This is a genomic window from Haladaptatus sp. T7 (genome assembly GCF_026008575.1).
GTDB lineage: Archaea > Halobacteriota > Halobacteria > Halobacteriales > Haladaptataceae > Haladaptatus > Haladaptatus paucihalophilus.
In genome coordinates this window covers 82,941-106,796 of record NZ_BROP01000010.1, presented here as the reverse complement: position 1 = coordinate 106,796, position 23,856 = coordinate 82,941, and the positions used below count along the sequence as shown (strand labels likewise).

The following is a 23,856-nucleotide window of genomic DNA, read 5'->3' as shown; positions in this document are numbered from 1 at the left end:
ACCGATTCATCCCTCGGAGCGAACTTCGGTCATGAGCACTTTCGAGACGCCTTCCTCCAGTTCGAGTTCGAACGACAGTTTGGCGGCGCTCCGCTCGACGAACCGCGTCATGAACCACTTGACCGATTCGGTTGGAAACACGACGTGATACGTATCGCCGTGCGTTTCGCGGACCGTCAGAAAGCCGCAGAACGAGAGCCAGTCGAGCAGTTCGCCGAGCGTTTCGAACCGATGCTCGTACTCGCGGGCGTGGTATCTCGACACTTGGTCGGCCAGTTCGAGGAAGTCCGGGTCGGGCGTGCCGGTTTCGTCTTCGACGTAATCGAGGAAGCAGTGGAGAAAATCCACGTCGAGCAGGACGTGTTCCCCGCTCGAAAGCATCTGGTGGTACGCTTCGAGGTTCGGCCCCGCTTCCGCCGTCGCGGCGTCGTAGTTCGCGGCGTAGAAGACGAGCGCCTCCCTGACGAGTTCGCTCTGGGGCTTTTCGGCCTGTCCCACGAGCTCGTCCAAGGCGACTTGCGCCTCGTCGTCGAGCGACACCGTTATCCGGTTCGTCATGACGGGTCCTACTGAACGAGCACATTTATGGCTTTGTTCGACCCGTCTCGGCTCTTCCCGGCCACCGTTCTTCGAATATTTGGAAAATTTTTCCGCGACCGATTCCTGTCGGTCACCATCTTTATTCTGGATACCGATGTAATCCGTTCGGGGTTTCCATCAATGAGCACTGTCGATGCCACCGAGCGGGAACAGCTAACGAACACGATTCAGGACACGTGGCGACTTCTCATGGGCGTCGGCGTCGTGCTGACGCTCGTCGGCCTGCTGGCCATCGTGACGCCGTTTTTCACCGGTATCACGCTGTCCTTCCTGTTCGGCGTGTATCTCATCGTCGGCGCGGTCGCCCACCTCGTCCACGCGTTTTCGGGTCGGGGGTGGACGGGGTTCGTCTTCCAGTTGATTCTGGCGATTATCTTCGCGGCTGGGGGGCTCGCGTTCCTCTTCAACCCGCTCGTGGGGTTGACCGCGTTGACGATTCTGCTCATCGCGTTCTTCCTCGTCGAGGGGTTCATCGAACTGGCGATGGGGTTCCGTCTCCGTCCCGAACGCGGCTGGTTGTGGGTCGCCGTCAGCGGCGTCGCGTCGGTGCTGGTCGCCGTCCTCGTCTGGCTTTCGTTCCCGAGTTCCGCGGCGTGGGCGGTCGGACTCCTGTTCGGCATCGGCCTGTTCACGAGCGGCCTTTCGATGATAGCGACGGCCATGGGCGGGCGAGCGGCGGTGAAGGAGGCGACCACGACGTCTGGGACCGAAACCGGCGGCTAGCGGCTCAGCTCGGGATGTTCTCGGCCATGAATTCGCGGTCCTCCTGTTCGATGCCGAGCACGTAGAGCGCGCCGCCGAAGACCGCGAGTCCGACGAGTCCGCCGACGCCACCCTGCACGAGCGCGACGATTGTGGGCGACCCGATTCCCGTCACGTAGCCGGTGAGGACGGATTTCGTGCCGAGCATCGCAACCGCCGTCATCGCCCCCGCGAGGAGGGGTTTGACGTACTTTCGGGAGTAGGGAAACAGGCCGACGGTGTACCACACCTCGACGACGCGAAGGACGTTGATGGCGACGATGACCGTCGCGGTGGCGAGCGCGGCCCCGATGAGGCCGTACTCCCGGATGAACAGGTAGTTGAGGACGACGTTGCAGATGCCGAGTAGCCACTGGTTTGCGACGGTCAGGTAGTGGTGGTCGGTCATCATCAGCACGTACCCGGAGGGACCGACGCTCGCGTTGGCGAGTTGCGCCACGACGAACAGCAACAGGACGCCCACTCCCTGCTGGGCGAACGAATCGCTGAACACGACCAGCAACTCGCGGGCGTAGATGGCCGCCCCGATGGCCGGGAACAGCCCCAGCGTGAACGTCCACCGGGTCACGCGGCGGAACAGCGCCTCCAAATCGTCCATCTTATCGTCGTTGTATAGCCGGGACGCGATGGACGGGAACAACTGGTTGAACCCGCTCAGCGGCAGGAGGAGGATGCCACCGAGCACCGTGGCGATTTTGTAAATCCCGACGGCGTCCTTCGTGGTGATATAGGCGCTCGCCAGAAATCCCACCATCAGCAGGTCCACCTTGTTCGCGAGGACCTGTCCGGCGTGATTGAGTGTCAGTGGGAGCGAGAAGTCGTAGAACTCGACGAGTTCTGAACGCGACGCACCACGGAACGTCGGCGCGATGTCCGCCCGCGTCATCACCAACCACACGGCGAGACAGAAGGTGATGCACATGGCGACCACCGTCGCGGCGACCGTTCCGATCAGCGCGGCACCGAGGAGAAGCGCGATGCCGACGGAGACGACGCGGACGAACGGAATCAGGACGTTCCGAATGGCGACCTGATATTCGGGGATTTCGAGGCTCTTGAACACGCTTTCGAAACAACTCATCAGCGTGTTGAGCGGGAGCAAGAACGCGAACAGGCGAACGACGTCCGTGAAGTACGGACGATACGCCGGTTCCACGTATCCGGTCAGCCACGGGGCGAGGAGGTAGATGAGTATCCCGATGGCGACCCCCGCGACCAGCGACGTGAGATAGGATAACCCCAGCATGCGCTGGCGTTTCTCTGGGTCGTCCTCGTACATCGGGACGAACTTCATGATCGCCTGATTCGTCCCGAGGTTGGTGAACACCTGCGCGAAGGTCAGGATGACCAACCCGAGCGTGTAGGCACCGAACAGCACACCACCGAGTCCACGGACGAGGACCCAGTTCAGCAGGAAGCGGAGAGCGTTGTCGAGCCCTTTCCCCGCCATGAAGAAGGAGGCACCGCGGGAGACCGATTTGAGCGACGAGTCGGAGGATTGCTCTGCCATTCTGGTAGGGTATTGATATGCGACTCGCTCCGATTATCTCTTCCGCTTTCGTTGGTGTCCGCGCCGTTACGTGTCCGAAACGGTACCAATACCGGGGTCTTGCCCCCGGCGAACAACTCCGTCTCGTCCGTCCGCCAAACAAGTTGATGCTCCTCACCGACTTACCCTCGAATGGGGTGGGAACGAATGTCACACATCGAGGAACGCCGCGTCGGGGAGTCGCTCGCGTCCGAGGAGCACCGTCGTGCTCGTGTCGACCATCACGGCCACGAAACCATGTTCAGGCGCCGATTTTGGGTCTGTCTCGCTCTGTCGGTGCCGGTCCTCTACTTCAGTCCGTTCGTTCAGGAGTCGCTCGGCTACGCCGCGATTCGGTTTCCCGGCAGCGAGTTGGTAACGCCGGTGCTTGCCGTCGTCGTCTTCGCGTACGGCGGGCTTCCGTTCCTCTCCATGGCGCGGGTGGAGTTCGCAAACCGCGACCCTGCGATGATGATGCTCATCTCGCTCGCCATCACGGTCGCGTTCGTCTACAGCATCGCGGCGTTTCTGTTCCTCCCGGGGGCGACCGGTTTTTTCTGGGAACTCGTGACGCTCATCGACGTCATGTTGCTCGGCCACTGGTTGGAGATGCGGAGCGTCCGGCGGGCGTCCGGCGCGCTCGACGAACTGGCGCGACTGCTGCCTGACACGGCCGAGCGCATCGCCGATGACGGTTCGACCGAGGAGGTTCCCGTCGCCGAACTCCGTGGCGGCGACCGGGTGCTCGTTCGGCCGGGCGCGAGCATCCCCGCGGACGGGGTGGTCGAACGCGGCGACTCGTCGGCCGACGAGTCGATGATCACCGGCGAGTCGCGCCCGGTGGAAAAGCGTCCCGGCGAGGAGGTCATCGCCGGAACCGTCAACAGCGGTGACGGAAGCCTCCGCGTCCGGGTAAACGCGACCGGCGAGGAGACGGCCCTCGCGGGCATCGTGCGACTCGTCGAGGACGCACAGGAGAGCAAATCTCGGACGCAACTGCTGGCCGACCGTGCGGCGGGGTGGCTCTTCTACGTCGCGCTCGCCGTCGCCGCCGTCACCGCGGTCGCGTGGGTTCTCGCCACCGGGTTCGGCCTCGATGTGGTCGAACGGGTCGTCACGGTGCTGGTCATCGCCTGCCCGCACGCCCTCGGGTTGGCGGTTCCGCTCGTCGTCGCCATCAACACCTCGATGGCCGCGAATGACGGCGTGCTCGTCCGCGACCGCATCGCCATGGAGGACGCCAGAAACGTCGATACGGTCGTCTTCGACAAGACGGGCACGCTGACGGAGGGCGAACAGGGCGTCGTCGCCGTCGAAACCGTCGATGGGTGGACCGAGGACCGTGCGGCGGCGGTCGCGGCGGCCGTCGAAGCCGACTCCGAACACGTCATCGCGCAGGCGATTCGACGCCGTCCACCCGAGGGTGACGTTCCGGCCGCGAGCGACTTCGAGAACATCAAAGGCCGCGGCGTCCGCGCCACCGTCGAGGACCGCGAAACGATGGTCGGCGGGCCGAATCTCCTCTCGCTGCTCGACGTTCCCCGTCCCTCCGCGCTGGCGGACTTCGAGCGGACTGCCGGGGAGAAGGGCCACACCGTCGTCTACCTCGTTTCCGACGGGCGCGTCGTCGCCGCGTTCGCGCTGGCCGACGTGGTTCGGGACGACAGCAAACGCGCCGTCGATGCGCTCCACGGGATGGGAATCGAAGTCGCCATGCTGACCGGCGACAGCGAGGCCGTCGCTCGCGCCGTTTCCGAGGAACTCGGCATCGACACCTACTTCGCCGAGGTGCTCCCCGACGAGAAGGACGAGCGGATAACCGAACTCCGAAACGAGGGCAAGCGCGTGGCGATGGTCGGTGACGGCGTGAACGACGCCCCAGCGCTGACGCGCGCCGACGTCGGCATCGCCATCGGGAGCGGCACCGACGTTGCCATCGAATCGGCCGATATCGTCCTCGTGGAGAACGACCCGCTCGACGTGGTGAAACTCGTCCGGCTCAGCCGCGCGAGCTACCGGAAGATGCAGGAAAACCTCGTGTGGGCGACGGGCTACAACGTCTTCGCGCTTCCGCTCGCGGCGGGCGTTCTCGCCCCGTTCGGAATCCTCCTCTCGCCCGCCATCGGTGCCGTGTTCATGTCCGCCAGCACGGTCATCGTCGCCGTCAACGCCCAGCGGTTGCGAAGGGCCGATTTGACGGTCTGACGGGGTTCGACTCGCCCGAGCACCCTATTGCCCGATTTGTCCGAGTCGCTTCGTCTCTACCCTTCACCATTTCGATTCGAAAAACCGGACAGATTGGTTGCCATCCGCTCGTTTAACCCGCCGCAGAACGATGGTCGAACAACCAGATGTCCTCTCGCTATCGCTCGCTGTCGCGGCAGTTCCGGGAGACGGTGCGCGGGCTTCGCGGCGACGGTCGCGGGTGGGTTCTCGTCGCCGTCGCCATCGGCTGGGCGTTCACGCTCGGAATGCGGTTCATCATTCCGACGTTGTTGCCCCAAATCGAATCGACGTTTCACATCTCCGACGCGCTCGCCGGACTCGCCATCACGACCCTCTGGATAGGATACGCCCTGATGCAGTTCCCCGCCGGGGTGTTGGTCAACCGACTCGGCGAGCGGACGCTGTTGACCGCGAGCCTCTGCCTGTCGGGTGTGAGCATGCTCGTCCTCGGCGTCGCGCCGATATTCGGCGTCTTCTTCGTCGGTAGCGCCGCCTACGGCCTCGGTTCCGGGCTGTACGGCCCGAGTCGGGGGACCGTCCTCTCGCGCACGTTCACGCGGAACGCCGGTGCCGCCTTCGGCGTCACGCTGGCCATCGGCAGCCTCGGCTCCGCGTTCCTCCCGAACGTCGCGGCGACGGTCGTCGCCGCCGTCGGCTGGCGGGCCATCCTCGCCGGGTTGGCCGTCCCGTTCTTCGTCATGGCGGCGTTGGCGTGGCGGGTCGTTCCCGAACGCCCGTCCGAGCGCTCCGACGCCGACGCGTCGAGCGCCGACGGGGATGCGAACGCGGACGCTGATGCCGTTTCCGACGGCGGCGAATCCGCGACGTTGCCGGATTTCCGCGAACTCCTCGGGACGCTCTCGGACCGGTCCATCCTGCTGGCGACCCTTTCGGTCGCCATCCTGCTGTTCGTCTATCAGGGAATCACGGCCTTCCTCCCGTCGTATCTCCAGACCAAGGGTCTCAGTCAGGGGACGGCCGCGCTGCTGTTCGGGTTCATGTTCGTCACGGGTGCCGCCTCCCAAATCGTCGCGGGCAGCGCCGCCGACCGACTGGGAATCAAACCCGTCCTCCTCGTCGTCACCGCCATCGGCGTCGTCGCGCCCATCGCGCTCACGCTCGTCTCGGGGACCTTCGCGCTCGTCGTCGTCGTCGGCATCCTCGGCACGCGAATGGCCGTCAACGCCGTCACGAACGCCTACATCGTCGGCGCGCTCCCAGACCACATCGAAGGCTCCGCGTGGGGGTTCATCCGAACCGGCTTCTTCCTCGTCGGTTCGCTCGGCTCCACGTTCGTGGGTTTTTTCGCCGACGCGAACCGCTTCGACCTCGCTTTCGTCATCCTCGGCGCGCTGTCGGCGGTGGCGCTCGGTCTGTACGCGCTGCTGCCGAGCGAGTGATTACATCACACACCCGCGAAACCCTTTTCCCCGCAACTCTCGGAGGGGAAACCGGTATGAGTTCATCCACGACTACCGGTGGTCGATTTTGGCCGCCCACGGCATAGCTCGCTGATTCTCCCCCTTCGCTCCCGCAATCGTCCGTCCCTCGTCGGTCGCGCCGCCGCTCACTTCGAGGAGGTGGCCGATGACTGACATCGACCCGTGGGGCGACGTCGAGGTCGCCGACTACGCCGCGACGATGGCGCAGTTCGGCATCGAACCCATCGAATCGGTCGCGGACAGACTGCCGGACAACCGCCTCGTTCGCCGCGGTATCGTGTTCGGCCAGCGCGACCTCGAAACCGTCCTCGACGCCCGCGACAGGGGCGACCCGTTCGCGGTCATGACCGGTCTGATGCCCTCCGGGGTCTTCCACTTCGGCCACCTCGCGGTGCTCGAACAGGTGCGCATGTTTCAGGAGATGGGTGCCGAGGTCACCCTCTGTGCTGCGGACATCGAGGCCTACGCGACGCGGGACATCCCCATCGAAGACGCCCGCGAACTCGTCGTCGAGGAGTACCTGCTGAACTACGTCGCGCTGGGGCTCGACCTCGACGCGACCGACTTCTACTTCCAGTCGGAGGCGGGCAACGACCACCTCGTCCGGAGCAAACTGTTCTCGCGGTACGTCACGCAAAACGAGTTCGAGGCGACGTACGGCACCGCCGACCCCGGCAAACTCGCCTCGTCGCTGACCCAGTACGCCGACATCCTCCGGCCGCAAGCCCCCGAGAACGGCGGCCCGAAACCGACCGTCGTGCCGGTCGGCATCGACCAAGACCCGCACGTTCGGCTGACGCGGGACGTCGCGAGTCGCTACCGCGAGACCGCGTACCTAAAACCGGCCAGCACGTACCATCGGTTCATGCGCGGATTGCAGGGCGGGAAGATGAGTTCGTCGGACCCGAGGAGCCACATCGCGCTCACGGACGGGGTTTCCGAGGCGAAACGAAAAATCGACGCGGCAAAGACCGGCGGCCGGGCCAGCGTCGCGGAACACCGCGAAAAGGGCGGCGTCGTCGAGGAGGACATGGTGTTCGAACTCCTCGCCTTCCATCTCGTCCGGGACGACGACGAACTCGAACGCATCCGCCGGGAGTACGAGTCTGGTGCGATGCTCTCGGGTGAATTGAAACAGATTGCGAAGGATCGCCTCGAAACGTTCCTGCGCGAACACCACGAGAAACGCGAGGCGGCGCGGCCGGAAGTCGAACAGTATCTCGCGGAACGCGAGTCCGCGAACGCCGGGTTCGAGGTGGGGACCTGATGCGAATCCGGCGACTGCGGGGGACCGAACTTGTCCAGTTCGTAGACGACCTGTGGCTCCCGTTCGCCCGCGAGATGGCGGCGATGGACGATTTCGACACGCTCGCGGACAGCGGCGTCAGGGTGAACGTCCTTTCGTACGTGAAAGACCGGTTTTCGGACGCGGACATCGCCACCTTCGTCGCCGAGGACGACGGGTTGGTCGGCTACGTCTCCGTCGAAAAGCGCGCCTCGCCGCCGGTGTTCGCCCGCGGTCCGCGGGGCTACATCGACGGCCTGTTCGTCCGCCGCGGTCGTCGTCGGGAGGGTATCGCGAGCGCCCTGCTCGAGCGCGCCGAGGCGTGGGCGCGGCGATTGGGGTGCGAGTTCGTCTCGCTCGACGTGCACGCCGACAACCACGTCGCCCAGTCGCTCTACCGCCGCGACGACTACGTGACGAAACGCCACCGAATGACGAAACGGTTGTAATCCCGCTCGAAACCGTCCGTTTCTCGGCTTTCGTTCGAAACCGGATTCCGTCTCCGACCGTGGCGTACGCTTATTGTGCTCGCCGCCGTCGCCATACTCTGGAAACGGGGAATCACGATGGGTGTTGCATCAGTAACTCCGCAACTCGAAAAACCCGAGCGCCGGAGACTCGTCTGGTTGCACGGCGTTCTCGTTCTCCTCGGCGTGTGGATCGCCGTCTCGCCGCTCACGTTTGGATCGGAGTTTCGCGTCCCGGACCACGCGTTGCTGGGAATCGCTATCGTCCTGTTTGCGGGATTGTACGTCGTCGGACTGTTGCGAAACCGGGCGCTCTCGTTCGTCAGCGAGTGGATGATCGCCCTGTTGGGGCTCGTCGTCCTCGGTATCTCGCTCGTCTCCACCCTCGTCTCGGACGCCGTTCTCTGGAGCGACGGCATCGCCGGTGCCCTCGTCACGCTCATCGCGGCGTACGTTATTTACACGCTTTATCGAACGCGACGACGGGAGGCAGCGGATGAGTAGCGTTACCTCCCCCGACGAATCGTGACGGAACGACTGGGCTTCACGGAAACGGTCTCGTTCGCCCTCGGGGGAATCATCGGCGGCGGAATTTTCGCCGTACTGGGCGTCGTGGCGCAGGTTGCGGGGCCGACCGCGTGGATCGCCTACCTCGTCGCCGGTATCGTCGTCATGGCGACCGGCTACTCGTAGGTCAAACTCAACGAACTGGCTTCGGCGACCGAAGCGTCCGGCGGTGCGGTCGCCTTCATCGAGGCCTTCCTTCACCGGCCGACGCTGGCCGGAATGGTCGGATGGACGCTGCTGGTCGGCTACATCGGTACGATGGCGATGTACGCCTACGCGTTTAAGAAAACTTATGCCACTCGTCCCACGTTTTCTGTCAGATGCTCTCCAGACGTGACGTGCTCGCCGCCGTCGGCACCGGTTCGGTCGGTCTCCTCGCCGGGTGTACCGGCGACGATTCGATTCGCGGCGACTGGCCCCGCGCTGGCTACGACGTGCGAAACAGCGGCGACGCCCCGCGGCATCGCGGGCCGAAGTCGAACCCCGTGGTGAAGTGGTCGGCCCGCATTCCCGAGACCTACAACGTCTCCTCGCCAGTCCTCGCGGACGATTCGGTGTACGTCGGGTACGGAAACGACGAGCATTCGGACGGTCCCACGAACGTCGGTATCCGCGTCCTCGATATCGATACCGGAGAGAGGAAAGACGATTTCACGGTCGCAACCGGGAGGGGAACGCTCGATACGGTCAACGATGTGTACCGCGATTCCGTCGTTCACGCGAACGGAAACCTCTATCTCCAGTGTTTCGACGGCCTCCACAGTCTGACCACCGATGGGGAGGAGCGCTGGCACGTTCCCATGCACGGCGGACCCACCAACGGCGGTTTGCGGTCGGCCCATCCGGTCGTTACCGATGGATTCGTCTACGCGCCGACGGCGAGCGTCACGGCCGATTCCGACGGCCCGAAGGCGACGGAGGCGCTGTACGCCATCGACGACCCGTCCGGGCAGGTCGTCTGGAAACACGTTCCGCAAACCGACGGACGGGGGTGGACCTTCCCGCCAGCGTACGCGGGGGGCGTCGTCTACCTCGCCGCACTGGAGTACGGCGTCGTCGCGCTGAACGGAAAGTCGGGACACGTACTGTGGAAAAAAGAGCTAGCGGCGTACGGCCCGCCCGTGTTCGCCGACGGCCGCGTCTACGTTTCGGCGGAATCTGACGACGGCGAGGAGGCGTTCGTCGTCGCGCTGGACGCGGAGACGGGCGACGAGCAGTGGCGGGTTTCCGGCCGCGGAACGCGACTCGGCCGCCGACTGGGGGTTGCGGGCGGGAGAGTGTATTTCAGCGAAAACCTCCGGAACTTCGTCGCGTTGGACGCGACGACGGGCGATGAACTGTGGCGACACAACTACCCGTCGGGGGTCGAGCGCTCGACGCCTGCCATCACGGACGAGGCGATTTACGCGGGCGCCGTGACGAATCGGTCGAACGACGGAATCGCCGTTTTGGACCCGGAGAGCGGCGAGGAACTGGCGTTTGGCGGCATCGAAAGCGGGATGGGTCTCAAATCGTCTATCGCGCTCTCGGACGGCCTCGCGGTCGTCACCGCCAACTCCGACACCGTGTACGCGTTCGAATCGTGCGGGTTCTCGCTCGCCGGTCACTGTCTGGATTGACCACGTATTTTCCGCGGGGCTGAAATTTATGCTCCCGCGGCACCCTCCCACACGCATGTACCTCGCCGACCAGACGTGGCCCGAACTCGGGGATTACGTGGCCGAAGAGTCCGTCGCCGTCGTTCCGCTCGGTTCGACCGAACAGCACGGCCCGCACCTGCCGCTCGCGACCGACCACCTCATCGCGGAGGCGCTGGCCCGCGAGGCGGCGGACCGCGCGGGCTACCTCTGCACGCCGACAATCAACGTCGGCGTCAGCACGCACCACATGCAGTTTCACGGAACGATGTCGGTTGACCCGCCGCAGTTCCGCGATTACGTCGAGAGCTTCTCGCGTAACCTCACCTACCACGGCATCGACCGCATCGTCTACGTCAACGCCCACGGCGGCAACATGCAACACCTCCGCGAAGTCGGCCGCCGCTTGCGCGAGGACGAGGCGGCCTTCGCCGTCGAGTGGATGTGGGACGAGTCGATTCCCGAACTCGTGAGCGACATCTTCGAACACAACGGCCCGCACGGCGGCCCGAAGGAGACGGCGATGATCATGCACATCGCGCCGGAACTCGTGCGCGAGGACAAACTGGAAGCGGCCCGCGACGGAGGCGTGGTGAACCTCTTGGACGGAAACCCCACGATTCACGGCGCGCGGAACTACTACGACGCCATCGACAACAGCGAAAACGGCGTCTTCGGCGACCAGACCGACGCGACGCCCGAAAAGGGCGAAGAAATCTTCGAGGCGGCGACGGAGCAGTTGGTTCAACTGCTCGATTGGCTCGACGACGCGCGGTTCTCAGACCTGATGGCGAAACCGCACGTGGACCCGCAACCCGGCAGTCGGCGGTAGTCGATAGTTGACTACAGTCGCTGACGAACTCCGTTCAGTATTTTTCGATGGCAAATAGTAGAACCCAGTATCAATTAGTAGATAATAGTATATCTCAGTAACCAACGTTCAGTCACGAAGCCCCGCGCACTGTGTGCTCGCTCGCGGCGACCATCTATGACACATGTTATCAATTTGCACTAACCTTTTTATTCCGAGCGAATGCAGTGTAGAACACGACATGGAGACCCTTTTCCTCTTCTGAGTCGGCGCTCGGTTCCCGAGGTCCCGACGGACCTCCGTGAGCGCGGCTTCCGTCGAGTTTCGAGTTCGCGTGTCGCTCGAACGGCGCTCGGACTCGTGAGCGGTCGGTATCGCCACCCAACCTGTAGCAGCCATCCCACGACATGACAGATAATTCAACACCACCAGCACTCGTCGCCAAACGCGCCGACAGCGCGCCGGTCGAAACCGACGAAATCACCGCCCTCGTCTCCGCGGCGGGGTACGAGGTCGTCGGCGAAGTGACACAAACCCGCGCGGAAGACCCCGGAACGTATCTCGGTGCCGGGAAAGTCGAGGAACTCACGGACGACGCGGCCGACACCGGCGCTCGCCTCGTCGTCGTCGACGACGAACTCACGCCCGGACAGACGAAGCAACTCCGGGACGCCCTTCCCGACGAAACCCGACTCTACGACCGATACCGCCTCATCCTCGAAATCTTCGGCGAGCAGGCGAGCACCAAACCGGCGCAGTTGCAGGTCGAACTCGCGCGCCTGAAGTACGAACTCCCGCGTATCGAGGCCGAGTCCGACCCGCAACGCATGAACGTCATGCTGGAGACGGGAACGCGCGTCCACGACGCCGAAAAACGCATTCGGGAACTCGAACGGAAACTCGACGAACTGCCGAGTCCGGCGGAACGGTTCCGCGAGCGGCGTCGGGAGCAGGGTTTCGACCTCGTGACCATCGCGGGGTACACGAACGCCGGGAAATCGACCCTCCTGCACCGACTCGCGGACGAACTCGACCTGTCGAGTGCCGAGCCGGACCACTCGGATACAAACGCGACGGCGGCGATAGAGGACCGCCTCTTCAAGACGCTCGAAACCACGACGCGTCGGACGACAATCGACGGCCGACCGGTCCTCGTGACCGATACGGTCGGCTTCGTGCAGGAACTCCCACACTGGCTCGTGAAATCGTTCAGCGACACCCTCTCCGAGGCGGCGGCCGCCGATGTCGTCGTCCTCGTCGCGGACGGGAGCGACCCCCTTTCGGACCTTCGGTCGAAACTCCGCGTCTCGCTCGACGTCCTTTCGTCCCAAGGCGTCGAACCCGAATCCGTCATCGTGGCGCTCAACAAAATCGACCTGCTCGACGAGGACGAGCGAGAAGAGCGCCTCGAAGCTGTCTCGGAGTTGGCTCCCATGCCGATTCCCATCAGCGTCACGAACGACACGAACGTGGACCAACTGACCGACGTGGTGTACGAACGCCTTCCGACCGCCACGGCGGACCTGACGATGCCGAACTGTTCCGACGCGATGTCCGTCGTGTCGTGGCTCCACGACCGCGTGACGGTCGAGCGCGTCGATTACGCGGACGGAACCGTCTCCGCGACGATACGCGGCCGTCCGTCGGTCGTCGAACGAGCGAAAGCGAAGGCGAACGAGGTTTCGGCGACCGACACGTAGGAACACGCCGAATCCGAACCCCTCGCGTTTCAGCGCCGATAGCTCACCGCGATACCCTCGCCGAGCGGGACGACGGAGGTTTCGAAATCCGGGTCGTCGCGCACCGCCAGCAGGTACTCCGCGATGCCGCGGGTTTCGGCGTCCATCTCGGGGTCTTCGCCCTCCATGGCGGCGAGAATCGCGTCGAAGTCCTGTATCCCGCTAACCATCGCGTTGTCGGCGATGACGACGCCGCCGGGTGCGACTTTCTCCCGAATCGCGTCCCACGCTTCCGGGTAGCCGTCCTTGTTGTGGTCGATGAGCACCACGTCGAAGGGACCGTCGTGACGCTCGACGATTTCGTTCGCGTCGCCGTTCTCGAAGACGGCGCGGTCCGCGAACCCGCCCCGTTCGAGGTAGTCGCGCGCCTCGCGGAGTTCGTCGTCGTCGAACTCCGTGAGGACGATTTCGCCGTCCTCGGGCAGCGCCTCGGCGAACCAGTAGGCGGAGTAGCCGAACCCGGACCCGAACTCGAAGATTCGCTCCGCGTCCACGGCGTACGCGAGCACCCGCAGGAACTGCCCCACGTCGCGCCCGACGGTCGGGAAGTCCTCGCCGCGCTCTTCCATCTCCTGTAGCGTTTCGTCGGGGTCGGCGATTGCGGCACGAAGGAAGCGCTTCGTCTCGTCCGGCAGTATCTCCGTCATGCCCCCAGATACGCCCGGCGGGAAGATAGTTCTCATGGGCACGGACGACGAGTCAAACCGTCGTCCGCCGCCCATCACTCGTCGCTGTCGTCCGTCGGCTATCGCCAATCGTCCGACACCCGTCACTCCAACGGCCCGTTCTCGACCCGTGCGCCGTCACCAACCGCACACGGGAAGATGTCGGGTTCGATGCCGGTCTCCGCGGCGTACGCCGCTCGAACCGTCTCCGCGAACGATTCGACCGAATCCGACCGGACGAGGCTCACGACACAACCGCCGAATCCGGCCCCGGTCATGCGCGACCCGAGTTCGGCATCGACCGACTCGGCGGTTTCGACCACGAAATCCAGCTCCTCGCAGCTGACTTCGTACGAATCGCGGAGGCTTCGGTGGGACTCGCCCATCAACGCCCCGACGCGCTCCATGTCGCCGGTTTCGAGGGCGTTCGCGGCCGTCTTCACTCGTTCGTTCTCGCGGACGACGTGTTCACAGCGGTCTCGCACCGTCCCCGGAAGCGTTTCCGCTCGCTCCTCGAACTCGGCCACGGACACGTCCCGGAGCGCGTTCACGTCGTGCGACAGCGACTCGGCGAGCAGTTCGACGCCCTCCCGACACTGCGCGACTCGCTCGTTGTACGCCGAATCGACCAACTCGTGTTCGACGTTCGTGTTCGTCACGACGACCCGAACGTCCCCGTCGAGAGGGTACCGTTCGTACTCACGCGTCCGGCAGTCGAGAAACAGCGCCCGGTCCGATTCCCCGAGCGCGACCACGAACTGGTCCATGATGCCGCACTCGACGCCGACGAACTCTCGTTCGACCCGCCAACAGCGGTCCGCGAGTTCCGTCCGGTCGTGACCGAGAGTCCACGTTTCGTTCAGCGCGGTCGCGGCCGCCAGTTCGAGCGACGCCGACGAGGACAGCCCGCCGCCCATCGGTACGTTACCCCGTACCGCGAGGTCGAGGCCGGAAACGGGGGACGGCGCTTCGTCGGCCAGCGAGCGAGCGACCCCTTCGACGTAGCCGACCCACGACGATTCCTCGGTCGCGGGCGCGTCGAGCGAGAACGTCCGCGCCTCGCCGACGTTCGTCGAAAACACCCGGACGGTGCGGTCGGTGCGGGGTCTCGCGGCGACCGCGGTCCGGCGGTCGATGGCGACGGGGAGGACGAAGCCGTCGTTGTAATCCGTGTGTCCGCCGATGAGGTTGACCCGGCCGGGGGCCGACGCCACCGTCACGTCCGCCCCGTCGCCGCCGAACCGCTCGGTCACGACCTCGGCGAGGTCGGCCGGTTCGCTATTTCTCATCCGTCACCGACCTCCGGCCGGAGGGATACCGGTCGTTTCCGACTGCATCGTTCATGCCCGCCCGTTCGGTGGCGACCGTGATAAGCGCCGAGACTCGCCGACGAAGTGGTCAGTAGTCGAACCGCTCCGTCGGCGGACGTTCGGTCGGTGGGCGGTCCTCCGGCGGCCGGTCGGTGGAATCGGGGTTCGACCCCCGGAGGTCGACGAAGAATTCGACGGTCGCCGCCGTCAGCGCGAGCGCGACGGGTGCCGAGAGAACCGCGCCGAGGACGACCCCGACGACTCCGAGATTGATGAACAGCGTTCCGACCAGCGACGCCACGAACACGAAGACGAGGTAGCCGACGCCGAACGAACCGTAGGTCGTGTCCGCGTCCGAACCGCCGACGGCGAGGTCGTTGCTCCGCCGGAGCGCCTCCCCCAGCGAGCAGTCGTCCACGACGACGAGGAACGGCGTGCCGTAGAACAGGTAGCTGAGTATCAACATCACGGGAAGCGCGACGAAGAGCAGCGGCGCGAACGCCACTCCCACGCCGAACGCCACCAGCAGGACGGCCCACACGAGGAGCGTGTAGCCGAGCAGGGGGACGAAGTACTCCTTCGCGTTCCGGGCGAAGTCGTAGCGTCCGGTTTCGATGGCGTCGCGGACGCTCCCCAGATAGCCCGCCGCGAGGACGCTCTCGACGACGATGGTGACCGGCGCGAAGTACATCGTCGGCGAGACGTGGACGCCGACCCCCTGATTCGGGAGGCTCACGAACGTCCAGAACGTCGGAATCGCCGTCGGAAAGCGAAACGTCGCCCCCAAGTGATAGCCGGTGAAACTCGTCGCTCTTCGGATGTTATCGAGGTGGAGAAACGTCGCAAATAGCGGGACGAGCGCCAGCGGTAACAGCGTTCCGAGGCGATCGAATCCGTCCGACAGGTAGTCGCCGAAACTCACGCGTGACCACCGCCGGTACGACCGAGACGTTCGTTCCGCGTTGGAGGGCGCATACGTAATCGGCGTTCGCGTCGAAGATAAATATTCGCCATCCGCCACGTTCGTTCCTGACGTACCCGAGCCTCGTTCTCCGGCGGTGAACCGGCCACCCCTCTATCGTCCATTCGGCCTCCTTCAGCCGTCCATCTCCGAAACGAAGTGAGAGACGGTCGGCGGTCCCTCGCCGACATGGAAAGACGCCGCTCGTTCCTGTATCTCCCGGTCCGCCACCGATACGCGCTCGTGTTCGCGGAGATGAGCCATCCACGTGCCGGTGAGGTAGACCTCGACGTATCGGTCCGGCGTCGTCGTGTCGCGGAACACGCCCCAGTAACGCGCGCCGTTTCGTCGTCGGACCGTCTCCAACTCCCGCATGGCGTCGAAGAACGCCGTCGTCGTCGTCGGGTCGATTCGGTACTCGACGCTGACGAGTACCGGTCCCGATTCGGGGTTCGGGTCGAACGCTGTTTCCGGGTCGGGCCAGTGGGCGGACGGGCGCAAATCGAGGTCGTCTGTGACAGGGAACCGCCAGCGAATCGCACCCACGAGTCCGACGAACAACCCCGCACCCGCCGCGACGAGCGTTTCTGGTGTGCCGAGATAGTCGGCCACCGCGCCCCACGCCAACCCGCCGATTGCCATTCCGCCGAGGAAGAAGAGCATGTACACGGAGAGTGTCCGGGCGCGAACCCATTCCGGCGAGAGCGTCTGTACCGCCGTGTTCAGGCTCGACAGAACGGAAATCCACGCGATTCCACCCACGGCGACGGCGACGAGAGCGACGGCGACGACGTGGACGGTTCCGAGCACCACCAGCACGGCGGCGAACAGCGCGGACGCGCCGAGAACGACCTGGTTCGTGGTGTACCGCTGCCGCGCCCGTTCGAGAACGGTGATTCCCCCTGCCGACCCGAGGCCGGTCACTCCGAGTACGAGGCCGTATCCGCTCGCACCGAGGCCGAGTTGATTGCGGACGAGGAGGGGCAACAGCGCCCAAATCGCGCTGGCGAAGAAGATGAACGTCAGCGTCCGCGCCAGCACGGACCTGAGACCGCGGTCGTTGCGGACGAACCGAACGCCGCGACGTATCGACTCCGAAACCCGCTCGGGCGGCAGTTCGGAGGGTGACGGCTCACGACGCCACCGATACACGACGACGAGCACGGCGAGGAACGAGAGCGCGTTGAGCAGGAATACCGTGGCCGCTCCGGTCGCTGCGAGGATGAGGCCGCCGACCGCTGGCCCGACCGCCCTGGCGATGTTGAAGCCGACGGCACCGAGCGAAATCGCGGCCGGGAGTTCGTCCCGCGACACCAACTCGGGTTGAATCGCCTGCCACGTCGGGTTCATGAACGCCGTCCCAAACCCGAGCGAGAACGTGAGGAGCAACAGTATCCACGGCGTCGTTTGTCCAGTCGCGGTCAGCACGCCGAGGAGTCCGGCGGTGACGAGCATCCATACCTGTATCGAAAGCAGGAGCCAGCGTCTGTCCACGATGTCGCCGATGGCACCCGCTGGAAGGGAGACGACAACGACGGGGAGTGTCGTCGCCGTCTGCACCAACGCGACGAACAGGGCCGAGGTGGTGAGCGAGGTCATAAGCCACGCCGCGCCGACGTTCTGCATCCACGTCCCGACGTTCGACACGAGCGCCGCCGTCCACATCGCTCGGAAGACTGGTTCCCGAAGCGGTTGCCAGACCGAGACGGAGTCGTCAGTCTCGGCCACGGAACGTCCCTCCTCGATTCGGTGCCCTCTTCGAATCCGAACTATCGTCGCTCATCGTCCCCCCGACCGCGAGTCCGTTTCGTTCCCGTTCCGGTCCTCGCTGTCGAAGCGTGAAGACGTTCGGAGCGGCTAAAGTTCTGTCCCGTCGAAACGGGCGTGGGGCCTACCGCCGACGCCCGCGTCTCCCTCTCGTCAGGACGACCAATGCGACGACGAGCAGTATCCACAGCGCGACCATCTTCACGCCCTCCCGTCCGGTTTCGGGCGGTTGCGTCGGCACGTCGGCTTCTTCGGTCGAGAGGAGTGCCATGCCACCGTGGAACGACGAGCGCGAGAATAAAACTGGTGGGCCCGCTCGTCCGTGCGGACTCGTTTCGCCACCAATCGTTATGACGAATCGTCACGTGTACGATGTATGGGTGGGAGCGAGGACGACCTGATAGAGACGTCGCTTGGGGAGGAGGACCTCTACGACGTGACGACGTGGGAAGAACGCACGCGAACCGACCGGGCTGCGGTGGTCATCTACCGCGGTCTCACGGACAACTGGCGGCGGGTGTTCGTCGCGCTCGCGGTGTTGCTGTTCGTCGCGCAACTCGCCGCGACTGGATTCATCCTCTTCTTGCAACCGGCGCTTGGCGTGTTGACGTTCCTGTCTGTGATTCCGGCGTTCGTGCTCGCCGCGCTCATCTGGTACGGCGACGACGTGCAGCGCGAACCCCTCGCGCCGCTGGCGGTGACGTTCCTTCTGGGCGTGCTGTTCGCCGGGTTCGCGGCGCTGCTCAACACGACCTTGCAACCCGTCTTCCAACTGATTCCGGTCGTCGGAACGGTCGCCTTCTTCTACGTCGTCGTCGGCCCGGTCGAGGAGACCTCGAAATGGCTCGCCTCTCGACTGTACGCGTATCGGACGCCGTACCTCGGTGCGGCCATCGACGGCGCGGTGTTCGGCGCGTTCGCCGGACTCGGCTTCGCCACCATCGAGAACTTCACGTACATCACGAACGCGCTGTTCACGGCGGGACGTCTCCCGATGTCGAGGCTCGCCAGCATCGCCGTCGGCACCGCCGCACAGCGGTCGTTCGTCGGACCGGGGCACGTCATCTACGCCTCGTTCGCGGGCTACTACCTCGGCTTGGCGAAGGGGAACCCCGAGAATCGCGGTCCCATCGTGGTGAAGGGCCTCCTCATCGCCGTGCTCATCCACGCGACCTACGACGCGCTGGTGACGTACCTGCCGCTCTCCGGGGTGGCGTTCATCGCCTTCGTCGTCGTGTACGACGGGTTCTTCCTCGCGCTGCTCTACCGGAAGATAGCGGCCTATCGGCACAAGTATCGGGAGGCGACGGAGCGCCCGGAGCGAACCCCGTCGTAATCGGTGAGTGACCGAATGGAATCGGACCCCACGCACGACGGTCGAAACGGACCCGTCGAAGCCGTCCTTCCCATCGCGGACTGGCTTCCCAGATACGACCGGTCGTGGCTCCCGGCCGACGTTCTCGCGGGCATCACCGTCGCCGCCGCGGTCCTGCCCGAGGGGATGGCCTACGCGTCGCTGGCCGGACTCCCGCCCGAAACCGGTCTGTACGCGGGATTACTCGCCCTCGTCGTCTACGTGTTCGTCGGCACCTCCCGGCAGGTCATCTACGGCCCCACCTCCGCGCTCGCCGTGCTGGTCGCGACGGGGGTCGGGTCCGTGGCCGTCGGCGGGTCGGCGATCGAGTACGCGACGCTCATCGGGGCGACGACGGTGCTCGTCGGAGTCATCTCGGTCATCGCGTGGCTGTTCCGGCTCGGATTCGTCGTGAACTTCATCTCCGAGTCCGTTCTGACCGGTTTTTCGGCGGGCGCGGCGCTGTACATCACCGCCACGCAACTCGACAAACTGGTCGGGATTTCGGGTGCCAGCGGCACCTTCTTCGAACGCGTCGGCTTCGTCGTGGCCCACCTCGGCGCGACCAATTTCCCGACGCTCGGTATCGGATTGGGTGCGCTCGTTCTGCTCGCCCTCGGCGAACGCTACGCGAAGCGCGTTCCGACCGCCCTCATCGTCGTGCTCCTCGCCACCGGACTGGTCGCCGTGACCGACCTCCAGCGGCGCGGGGTCACTGTCGTCGGGCGAATCCCGAGCGGACTGCCGCCGATTTCGCTGCCGACGCCGCCGACCGGCACGCTTCCGGACCTCGTTCCGGTCGCGTTGGCGCTCTTCTTGCTCTCCTACGTCGAGGGAATGGGTGCCGTCGAGACGTTCGCCCGGCGACACGACCAGCGGGTCGATGCCGACCAGGAACTGCTCGCCGACGGCCTCACGAACATCGCGGCGGGTATCGGTCACGGCTTCGTGGTCGGCGGCAGCATGTCCAGAAGCGCCCTCAACGACGAAATCGGGGGCGAGACGCAACTCGTGAGCGGCGTCTCCGCCGTCGTCCTCGCGCTCGTCCTCGTCTTTTTCACCGACCTGTTCACGACGCTCCCCGAAACGGTGTTGGCGGCGGTGGTCATCGTCGCCGTCGCGGGCCTCGTCGACGTGCCCGAACTCCGCCGCATCTACCGACTCGACACGCTGGAGTTCGTGACGGCGGCGTCCGCCTTTCTCGGCGTTCTCATCTTCGGGATGCTCGCGGGCGTGTTCATCGGCGTGTTCGTCTCGCTCCTCGTCGTCGTGGGACGTGCGACGTACCCCAACACGGCCACGTTAGGTCGGGTTCCGGGGTCCGACGAGTTCGGCGACCTGTCGCGCCACCCCGAAAACGAGCGCGTCCCCGGCGTACTCGTCTACCGCGTCGACGCCGAGCTGTTCTTCGCCAACGCGCCGACCATCCGCGCCGAGGTCATCGACGCCGTGAACGACCGCGAGACGCCCGTCTCCCTCGTCGTCTTCGACATGCGTTCCTCTCCGACCATCGACCTGACCGCCGCGGATATGCTCGCCTCGCTGGCCGAGGACCTCGACGAACGCGGCATCGACTTTCGACTGGCCGAGGCGGACGGCGCGGTCCGGGACGTTCTCACCGCCGCCGACGCGTCGGGACCGTTCGACGACATGCCCCTCAACGAACGCGTCGTGACCGTCATCGAGGAGTGGGAGCGGAATCGCTGACTTTCTCCCTCCGAAAAGTAGTGTCGAAATAACTATGTATAGTTGGTGGAACGAACGGGTATGAGCGGAACGACCGACATGCTCCTCTTCTCCATTTTGCTCGTGCTGTTTGCTATCTGGCTCACGCTTCCCACGGGTAACTCTCAGATATTCGCTCTCGGTGGCCTTCTCGTCGGTCTGTTCGCGGCGGGAGGCAGCCTTCTGCTTCCGATACTCTCCCCCGACGACGGGTCGGAATGACCCCTCAAATTATCACGCTACTTAACGTATCTCGTCCCAATCACGGGAAATGCTATGAAATTCGGACGCGACGACGGCCCGAGTAGAAACGAGCTCGGCTGGTGGCTGTTCGCGGCCGCTCTAATCCTCGTCCTCGTCACCTCGCTCGGCAGCTATCTGGGCTGGCTGGTGTTCGGCGTCTTCCTCTACTACGTCGCCCGTCCCATCGCCAGACGGCTGGTGGGCTTCGGGCTCCCGCCCGGCATCGCGGCGTCGGTCACGCTGGCGGTCATCGTCCTCCCGTTCATCGCGCTTCTGGGTACCGTCGCGGTCATCGCGTTCGGGCAACTCTCGACGGTTCGCGTCGCCGACGTCGAGCGCCTCGTTCGGGTGCTCTTCCCCGGATTCGATTTCCGAGCGATTCCGACGACGCCCGAGCGATTGTACGATTCGGTCACGAGGCTGCTTCGAAACCCCTCCATCCGCTCGTTCCTCTTCCAGTTTCGCGGCCTCATCGGGGCGTTCGCGACCCAATCGTACAACCTGTTTCTCACGCTCATCTTCGTCTTCTTCCTCGTCCGCGACGAGGGGAAAATCGCGGGCTGGTTCCGGCGGACCGTCGCGGACGAGGAAACGCGGACGGGCGAGTACCTCCACGCGGTGGACCGCGGGCTGAACTCCGTCTTCTTCGGCTACACGCTGACCATCTTCGTCATCATCGTCCTCTCCGCCGTCATCTACACCCTGTTGAACCTCGTCGCCCCGCCGGGCATGGCGATTCCACAGACGATGCTCGTGGCAATCGCAACGGGACTCGCCACCATCGTCCCGCTCGTCGGTCGGTCCATCGTCTACTTCGTGGTGGTGTTCTACCTCGCCATCGTCGCGCTTCGGACCGACCCCGTTTTGCTGTGGTTTCCGGTCCTGTTCCTCGCCATCATGGAGATAGCGTTCGATAACGCCGTCCGAACCTACATTCGTCCGATTCTCTCCGGTCGGCTGTTTCCCACCGGCCTCATCATGTTCGCCTACCTGCTCGGTCCGCCGGTGTTCGGCTGGTACGGCATCTTCCTCGGCCCGTTCATCATGGTCATCACGGTGCAGTTCCTCTGGGTCGTGTTTCCGGGCCTGCTCGGTCGGAACCCGGTCGAAACCGACGACGCCCCCCACGACGACCGCTCCGACGACGACCGTTCCGACGCCGACCCGACTCCGACCGACGACCGCTCGGAATGACGGTCGGAAGGGGGAATCCGCATCGGATGGCGACGAGACGTCTACTCGCCCAGTTCGTTCTCCCCGACGACGAGCGCGTTTGAGAGCAGGTTCGCGTACGCGCGCCGGAGCCGTTCGGACAGCGCTTGGTGCGAGATGCCGAGGTCCGCGGCCAGTTCCGTCCCCGAGATGTCGCGCGGGATGTCGTAATAACCCCGCTGCAACGCCGTGATGAGCGTCTCGTACTGCTCCTCGGTGAGTCCGTACTTCCCTCGCATGGGCGATTGGTCGAGTTGGTATATCTGTTCTATCGTGAGCGGAATGCCGTGCTCCTCGCAGTATTCGTACGTCGCCCCGAGCGCGTCGCGGGAGGGGAACAGGATCCGGAGTTGCCACTCGTCGTCCGTTCCCGTCGCGTCGATGATCGTTCCGCTTTCGTCCACGAGAACGTGGATGACGAACTGGGTCTTCCCTATCCACGTCATGCGGAACAGCCACTCGTCGTCCAAATCGACGAGCAGTTCGACGTCCTCCGTGGTCGGGTCGTCTTCGAGCGCGGCTTGGAGGGCGTCGAACTGGCCCGGGTCGGCCGTCGCCCAGATGTACGGCATCACCCGCTCCGATTCGGGCGCGACGACGCGCTCGACTTCGAAGGAAACTCCCGGGACCCTTTCGAGCGTCGCCTCCAGTGCGAACTCCGAAGCGGGCACCCGCACGACGGCGATAGTACTCATGGGGTGAGGCTAGGGGCTTCCAATGGATTACTCTGCTGGCGGCCTATGCAAGCAGTTCCATTGCTTGCGTATGCGGCCGGTACGCTCTTTATCTCCCGCTCTCGTGTGCTGAACGATGGATTCCACGGACGATCTGTCGGTCGTAGGGAAGCTCCGCGAGACGACGCTCACTGGCGTCACCGTCGTCGTTCCCCTCCTCATCACGTTGTACGTCGTCGTCGTCTTGCTCAAATTTGTCAGAAATATGCTGCTGCCGCTCCTCTCGTTCGTTCCGGTCGATTCGGTGCTCGTCCTCGGCGGCATCGCTACCGGGGTCGTTTTCCTGCTGGTTCTGCTGGTCGGGTTCGTCGCCCACTCCCCGTTCGGCGAGCGCGCCATCGACAACTTCGATTACGCCATCAGCCAGATTCCCGGGTTCGGAACCATCTATCGGAGCTTCCGTCGGATGGGCGACGCGATGATAGAGAGCGACGAGGACCACTTCCGCGACGTGAAGCTGCTCGAATTCCCGACCGACGACACCTACACGTTCGCGTTCGTGACGGCGGAGACGCCCGAGGAGGTCACGAACGCGGTCGGCGAGACGGACATGACGACCGTCTTCCTCCCGATGGCCCCGAACCCGGTCATGGGCGGTTTCGTGGTCAACGTTCCGTCGGACGACCTCGTGGACATCGACGTTCCGCTCGAAGTGGCGTTCCGCGCCATCGTCACCAGCGGCGTCGGTCTCGACGAGATGGACTCCGACACCGGCGGTCTCAGCGAGGACCAACTCCGAAGGCTGACCGGTCAAGACGTGCTTCGATATCAGAACTGAGTCGCTCTCCCGCGCCAATCCTTTCTGTCCCGTCCCCGATTCC

At 64.8% G+C, this 23,856-nt stretch carries 24 protein-coding genes; 15 read left to right on the top strand and 9 right to left on the bottom strand.

Annotated features, from left to right (window positions below):
• Positions 1 to 6: 6 nt before the first annotated feature.
• Positions 7 to 558, bottom strand: a complete 552-nt coding sequence (locus tag OPC11_RS20995) for a ribbon-helix-helix protein, CopG family (protein ID WP_007980512.1) — start codon at positions 556 to 558, stop codon at positions 7 to 9.
• A gap of 162 nt (positions 559 to 720) precedes the next feature.
• Here OPC11_RS20995 and OPC11_RS20990 point away from each other — a divergent pair, with 162 nt between their 5' ends.
• Complete coding sequence (locus tag OPC11_RS20990; protein WP_007980514.1) at positions 721 to 1,323, top strand: DUF308 domain-containing protein; 603 nt, start codon at positions 721 to 723, stop codon at positions 1,321 to 1,323.
• Positions 1,324 to 1,327: 4 nt separating this feature from the next.
• Here the strand turns inward: OPC11_RS20990 and OPC11_RS20985 are convergent, their stop codons facing one another.
• The gene (locus OPC11_RS20985; protein ID WP_264783272.1) at positions 1,328 to 2,872 is read right to left on the bottom strand and encodes a flippase; all 1,545 of its coding nucleotides are present in this window, start codon (positions 2,870 to 2,872) and stop codon (positions 1,328 to 1,330) included.
• A 186-nt stretch (positions 2,873 to 3,058) separates the two neighbouring features.
• Between OPC11_RS20985 and OPC11_RS20980 the strand changes: the two genes are divergently transcribed.
• Positions 3,059 to 5,095: a heavy metal translocating P-type ATPase gene (locus OPC11_RS20980; RefSeq protein ID WP_264783271.1), complete on the top strand. Its 2,037-nt coding sequence runs from the start codon at positions 3,059 to 3,061 to the stop codon at positions 5,093 to 5,095.
• Between the two features lie 146 nt (positions 5,096 to 5,241).
• On the top strand, positions 5,242 to 6,516 hold the full coding sequence (locus OPC11_RS20975; protein WP_007980520.1) for an MFS transporter: 1,275 nt from the start codon (positions 5,242 to 5,244) through the stop codon (positions 6,514 to 6,516).
• Between the two features lie 72 nt (positions 6,517 to 6,588).
• Here the strand turns inward: OPC11_RS20975 and OPC11_RS20970 are convergent, their stop codons facing one another.
• Entirely contained in the window at positions 6,589 to 6,714 is a 126-nt protein-coding gene (locus OPC11_RS20970; RefSeq protein WP_018129081.1) for a hypothetical protein, read from the bottom strand.
• Between OPC11_RS20970 and trpS the strand changes: the two genes are divergently transcribed.
• The 7 genes from trpS to hflX all read left to right on the top strand — a co-directional run bounded on the left by trpS (position 6,704) and on the right by hflX (position 13,025).
• Complete coding sequence (gene trpS, locus OPC11_RS20965) at positions 6,704 to 7,825, top strand: tryptophan--tRNA ligase (protein WP_264783270.1); 1,122 nt, start codon at positions 6,704 to 6,706, stop codon at positions 7,823 to 7,825. The genes OPC11_RS20970 and trpS overlap by 11 nt on opposite strands.
• Positions 7,825 to 8,292 carry a GNAT family N-acetyltransferase gene (locus OPC11_RS20960; RefSeq protein WP_264783269.1) on the top strand — a complete coding sequence of 156 codons (468 nt, stop codon included), beginning with the start codon at positions 7,825 to 7,827 and terminating at the stop codon, positions 8,290 to 8,292. Before trpS ends, OPC11_RS20960 begins: the two co-directional genes overlap by 1 nt.
• Before the next feature lie 117 nt (positions 8,293 to 8,409).
• On the top strand, positions 8,410 to 8,814 hold the full coding sequence (locus OPC11_RS20955) for a hypothetical protein (protein WP_232423884.1): 405 nt from the start codon (positions 8,410 to 8,412) through the stop codon (positions 8,812 to 8,814).
• 21 nt (positions 8,815 to 8,835) lie between these two features.
• On the top strand, positions 8,836 to 9,003 hold the full coding sequence (locus OPC11_RS20950; protein WP_264783268.1) for a hypothetical protein: 168 nt from the start codon (positions 8,836 to 8,838) through the stop codon (positions 9,001 to 9,003).
• Between the two features lie 194 nt (positions 9,004 to 9,197).
• Positions 9,198 to 10,496, top strand: a complete 1,299-nt coding sequence (locus OPC11_RS20945) for a PQQ-binding-like beta-propeller repeat protein (protein WP_264783267.1) — start codon at positions 9,198 to 9,200, stop codon at positions 10,494 to 10,496.
• A 55-nt stretch (positions 10,497 to 10,551) separates the two neighbouring features.
• Entirely contained in the window at positions 10,552 to 11,346 is a 795-nt protein-coding gene (locus tag OPC11_RS20940) for a creatininase family protein (RefSeq protein ID WP_007980531.1), read from the top strand.
• 386 nt (positions 11,347 to 11,732) lie between these two features.
• Positions 11,733 to 13,025 carry a GTPase HflX gene (gene hflX / locus OPC11_RS20935; RefSeq protein ID WP_264783266.1) on the top strand — a complete coding sequence of 431 codons (1,293 nt, stop codon included), beginning with the start codon at positions 11,733 to 11,735 and terminating at the stop codon, positions 13,023 to 13,025.
• 29 nt (positions 13,026 to 13,054) lie between these two features.
• Here the strand turns inward: hflX and OPC11_RS20930 are convergent, their stop codons facing one another.
• The 5 genes from OPC11_RS20930 to OPC11_RS20910 all read right to left on the bottom strand — a co-directional run bounded on the left by OPC11_RS20930 (position 13,055) and on the right by OPC11_RS20910 (position 18,038).
• Positions 13,055 to 13,711 (bottom strand): O-methyltransferase, encoded by a 657-nt coding sequence (locus tag OPC11_RS20930; protein WP_007980535.1) that lies wholly within the window; start codon positions 13,709 to 13,711, stop codon positions 13,055 to 13,057.
• Between the two features lie 122 nt (positions 13,712 to 13,833).
• Positions 13,834 to 15,018: a galactokinase gene (locus OPC11_RS20925; RefSeq protein ID WP_264783265.1), complete on the bottom strand. Its 1,185-nt coding sequence runs from the start codon at positions 15,016 to 15,018 to the stop codon at positions 13,834 to 13,836.
• Positions 15,019 to 15,127: 109 nt separating this feature from the next.
• Positions 15,128 to 15,961 (bottom strand): hypothetical protein, encoded by an 834-nt coding sequence (locus OPC11_RS20920; RefSeq protein ID WP_264783264.1) that lies wholly within the window; start codon positions 15,959 to 15,961, stop codon positions 15,128 to 15,130.
• 174 nt (positions 15,962 to 16,135) lie between these two features.
• A complete protein-coding gene (locus OPC11_RS20915; protein WP_264783263.1) occupies positions 16,136 to 17,728 on the bottom strand; it encodes an MFS transporter in 1,593 nt (530 codons plus the stop codon).
• Positions 17,729 to 17,891: 163 nt separating this feature from the next.
• Positions 17,892 to 18,038, bottom strand: a complete 147-nt coding sequence (locus OPC11_RS20910) for a hypothetical protein (RefSeq protein WP_007980544.1) — start codon at positions 18,036 to 18,038, stop codon at positions 17,892 to 17,894.
• Between the two features lie 105 nt (positions 18,039 to 18,143).
• Here OPC11_RS20910 and OPC11_RS20905 point away from each other — a divergent pair, with 105 nt between their 5' ends.
• From OPC11_RS20905 to OPC11_RS20890, 4 genes are read left to right on the top strand one after another with little or no spacing between them, the layout of a single operon-like run.
• A complete protein-coding gene (locus OPC11_RS20905) occupies positions 18,144 to 19,103 on the top strand; it encodes a PrsW family intramembrane metalloprotease (RefSeq protein WP_264783262.1) in 960 nt (319 codons plus the stop codon).
• Positions 19,104 to 19,106: 3 nt separating this feature from the next.
• Entirely contained in the window at positions 19,107 to 20,828 is a 1,722-nt protein-coding gene (locus tag OPC11_RS20900) for a SulP family inorganic anion transporter (RefSeq protein WP_264783261.1), read from the top strand.
• Positions 20,829 to 20,888: 60 nt separating this feature from the next.
• Positions 20,889 to 21,068: a hypothetical protein gene (locus OPC11_RS20895; RefSeq protein WP_264783260.1), complete on the top strand. Its 180-nt coding sequence runs from the start codon at positions 20,889 to 20,891 to the stop codon at positions 21,066 to 21,068.
• A 54-nt stretch (positions 21,069 to 21,122) separates the two neighbouring features.
• Positions 21,123 to 22,283 (top strand): AI-2E family transporter, encoded by a 1,161-nt coding sequence (locus OPC11_RS20890; protein WP_264783259.1) that lies wholly within the window; start codon positions 21,123 to 21,125, stop codon positions 22,281 to 22,283.
• A gap of 41 nt (positions 22,284 to 22,324) precedes the next feature.
• On the opposite strand, the gene OPC11_RS20885 is transcribed toward OPC11_RS20890, so the two are convergent.
• Positions 22,325 to 22,996: a helix-turn-helix domain-containing protein gene (locus OPC11_RS20885; RefSeq protein WP_264783258.1), complete on the bottom strand. Its 672-nt coding sequence runs from the start codon at positions 22,994 to 22,996 to the stop codon at positions 22,325 to 22,327.
• A gap of 115 nt (positions 22,997 to 23,111) precedes the next feature.
• Between OPC11_RS20885 and OPC11_RS20880 the strand changes: the two genes are divergently transcribed.
• Complete coding sequence (locus OPC11_RS20880; protein WP_264783257.1) at positions 23,112 to 23,813, top strand: DUF502 domain-containing protein; 702 nt, start codon at positions 23,112 to 23,114, stop codon at positions 23,811 to 23,813.
• The last annotated feature ends 43 nt before the right edge of the window (positions 23,814 to 23,856 follow it).

What these genes read in the sequence shown, in the direction of transcription:
- OPC11_RS20995 (WP_007980512.1), bottom strand. Translation starts at nt 558, where the DNA reads ATGACGAACCGGATAACGGTGTCGCTCGACGACGAGGCGCAAGTCGCC.
- OPC11_RS20990 (WP_007980514.1), top strand. Translation starts at nt 721, where the DNA reads ATGAGCACTGTCGATGCCACCGAGCGGGAACAGCTAACGAACACGATT.
- OPC11_RS20985 (WP_264783272.1), bottom strand. Translation starts at nt 2,872, where the DNA reads ATGGCAGAGCAATCCTCCGACTCGTCGCTCAAATCGGTCTCCCGCGGT.
- OPC11_RS20980 (WP_264783271.1), top strand. Translation starts at nt 3,059, where the DNA reads ATGTCACACATCGAGGAACGCCGCGTCGGGGAGTCGCTCGCGTCCGAG.
- OPC11_RS20975 (WP_007980520.1), top strand. Translation starts at nt 5,242, where the DNA reads ATGTCCTCTCGCTATCGCTCGCTGTCGCGGCAGTTCCGGGAGACGGTG.
- trpS (WP_264783270.1), top strand. Translation starts at nt 6,704, where the DNA reads ATGACTGACATCGACCCGTGGGGCGACGTCGAGGTCGCCGACTACGCC.
- OPC11_RS20970 (WP_018129081.1), bottom strand. Translation starts at nt 6,714, where the DNA reads ATGTCAGTCATCGGCCACCTCCTCGAAGTGAGCGGCGGCGCGACCGAC.
- OPC11_RS20960 (WP_264783269.1), top strand. Translation starts at nt 7,825, where the DNA reads ATGCGAATCCGGCGACTGCGGGGGACCGAACTTGTCCAGTTCGTAGAC.
- OPC11_RS20955 (WP_232423884.1), top strand. Translation starts at nt 8,410, where the DNA reads ATGGGTGTTGCATCAGTAACTCCGCAACTCGAAAAACCCGAGCGCCGG.
- OPC11_RS20945 (WP_264783267.1), top strand. Translation starts at nt 9,198, where the DNA reads ATGCTCTCCAGACGTGACGTGCTCGCCGCCGTCGGCACCGGTTCGGTC.
- OPC11_RS20940 (WP_007980531.1), top strand. Translation starts at nt 10,552, where the DNA reads ATGTACCTCGCCGACCAGACGTGGCCCGAACTCGGGGATTACGTGGCC.
- hflX (WP_264783266.1), top strand. Translation starts at nt 11,733, where the DNA reads ATGACAGATAATTCAACACCACCAGCACTCGTCGCCAAACGCGCCGAC.
- OPC11_RS20930 (WP_007980535.1), bottom strand. Translation starts at nt 13,711, where the DNA reads ATGACGGAGATACTGCCGGACGAGACGAAGCGCTTCCTTCGTGCCGCA.
- OPC11_RS20925 (WP_264783265.1), bottom strand. Translation starts at nt 15,018, where the DNA reads ATGAGAAATAGCGAACCGGCCGACCTCGCCGAGGTCGTGACCGAGCGG.
- OPC11_RS20910 (WP_007980544.1), bottom strand. Translation starts at nt 18,038, where the DNA reads ATGGCACTCCTCTCGACCGAAGAAGCCGACGTGCCGACGCAACCGCCC.
- OPC11_RS20905 (WP_264783262.1), top strand. Translation starts at nt 18,144, where the DNA reads ATGGGTGGGAGCGAGGACGACCTGATAGAGACGTCGCTTGGGGAGGAG.
- OPC11_RS20895 (WP_264783260.1), top strand. Translation starts at nt 20,889, where the DNA reads ATGAGCGGAACGACCGACATGCTCCTCTTCTCCATTTTGCTCGTGCTG.
- OPC11_RS20890 (WP_264783259.1), top strand. Translation starts at nt 21,123, where the DNA reads ATGAAATTCGGACGCGACGACGGCCCGAGTAGAAACGAGCTCGGCTGG.
- OPC11_RS20885 (WP_264783258.1), bottom strand. Translation starts at nt 22,996, where the DNA reads ATGAGTACTATCGCCGTCGTGCGGGTGCCCGCTTCGGAGTTCGCACTG.
- OPC11_RS20880 (WP_264783257.1), top strand. Translation starts at nt 23,112, where the DNA reads ATGGATTCCACGGACGATCTGTCGGTCGTAGGGAAGCTCCGCGAGACG.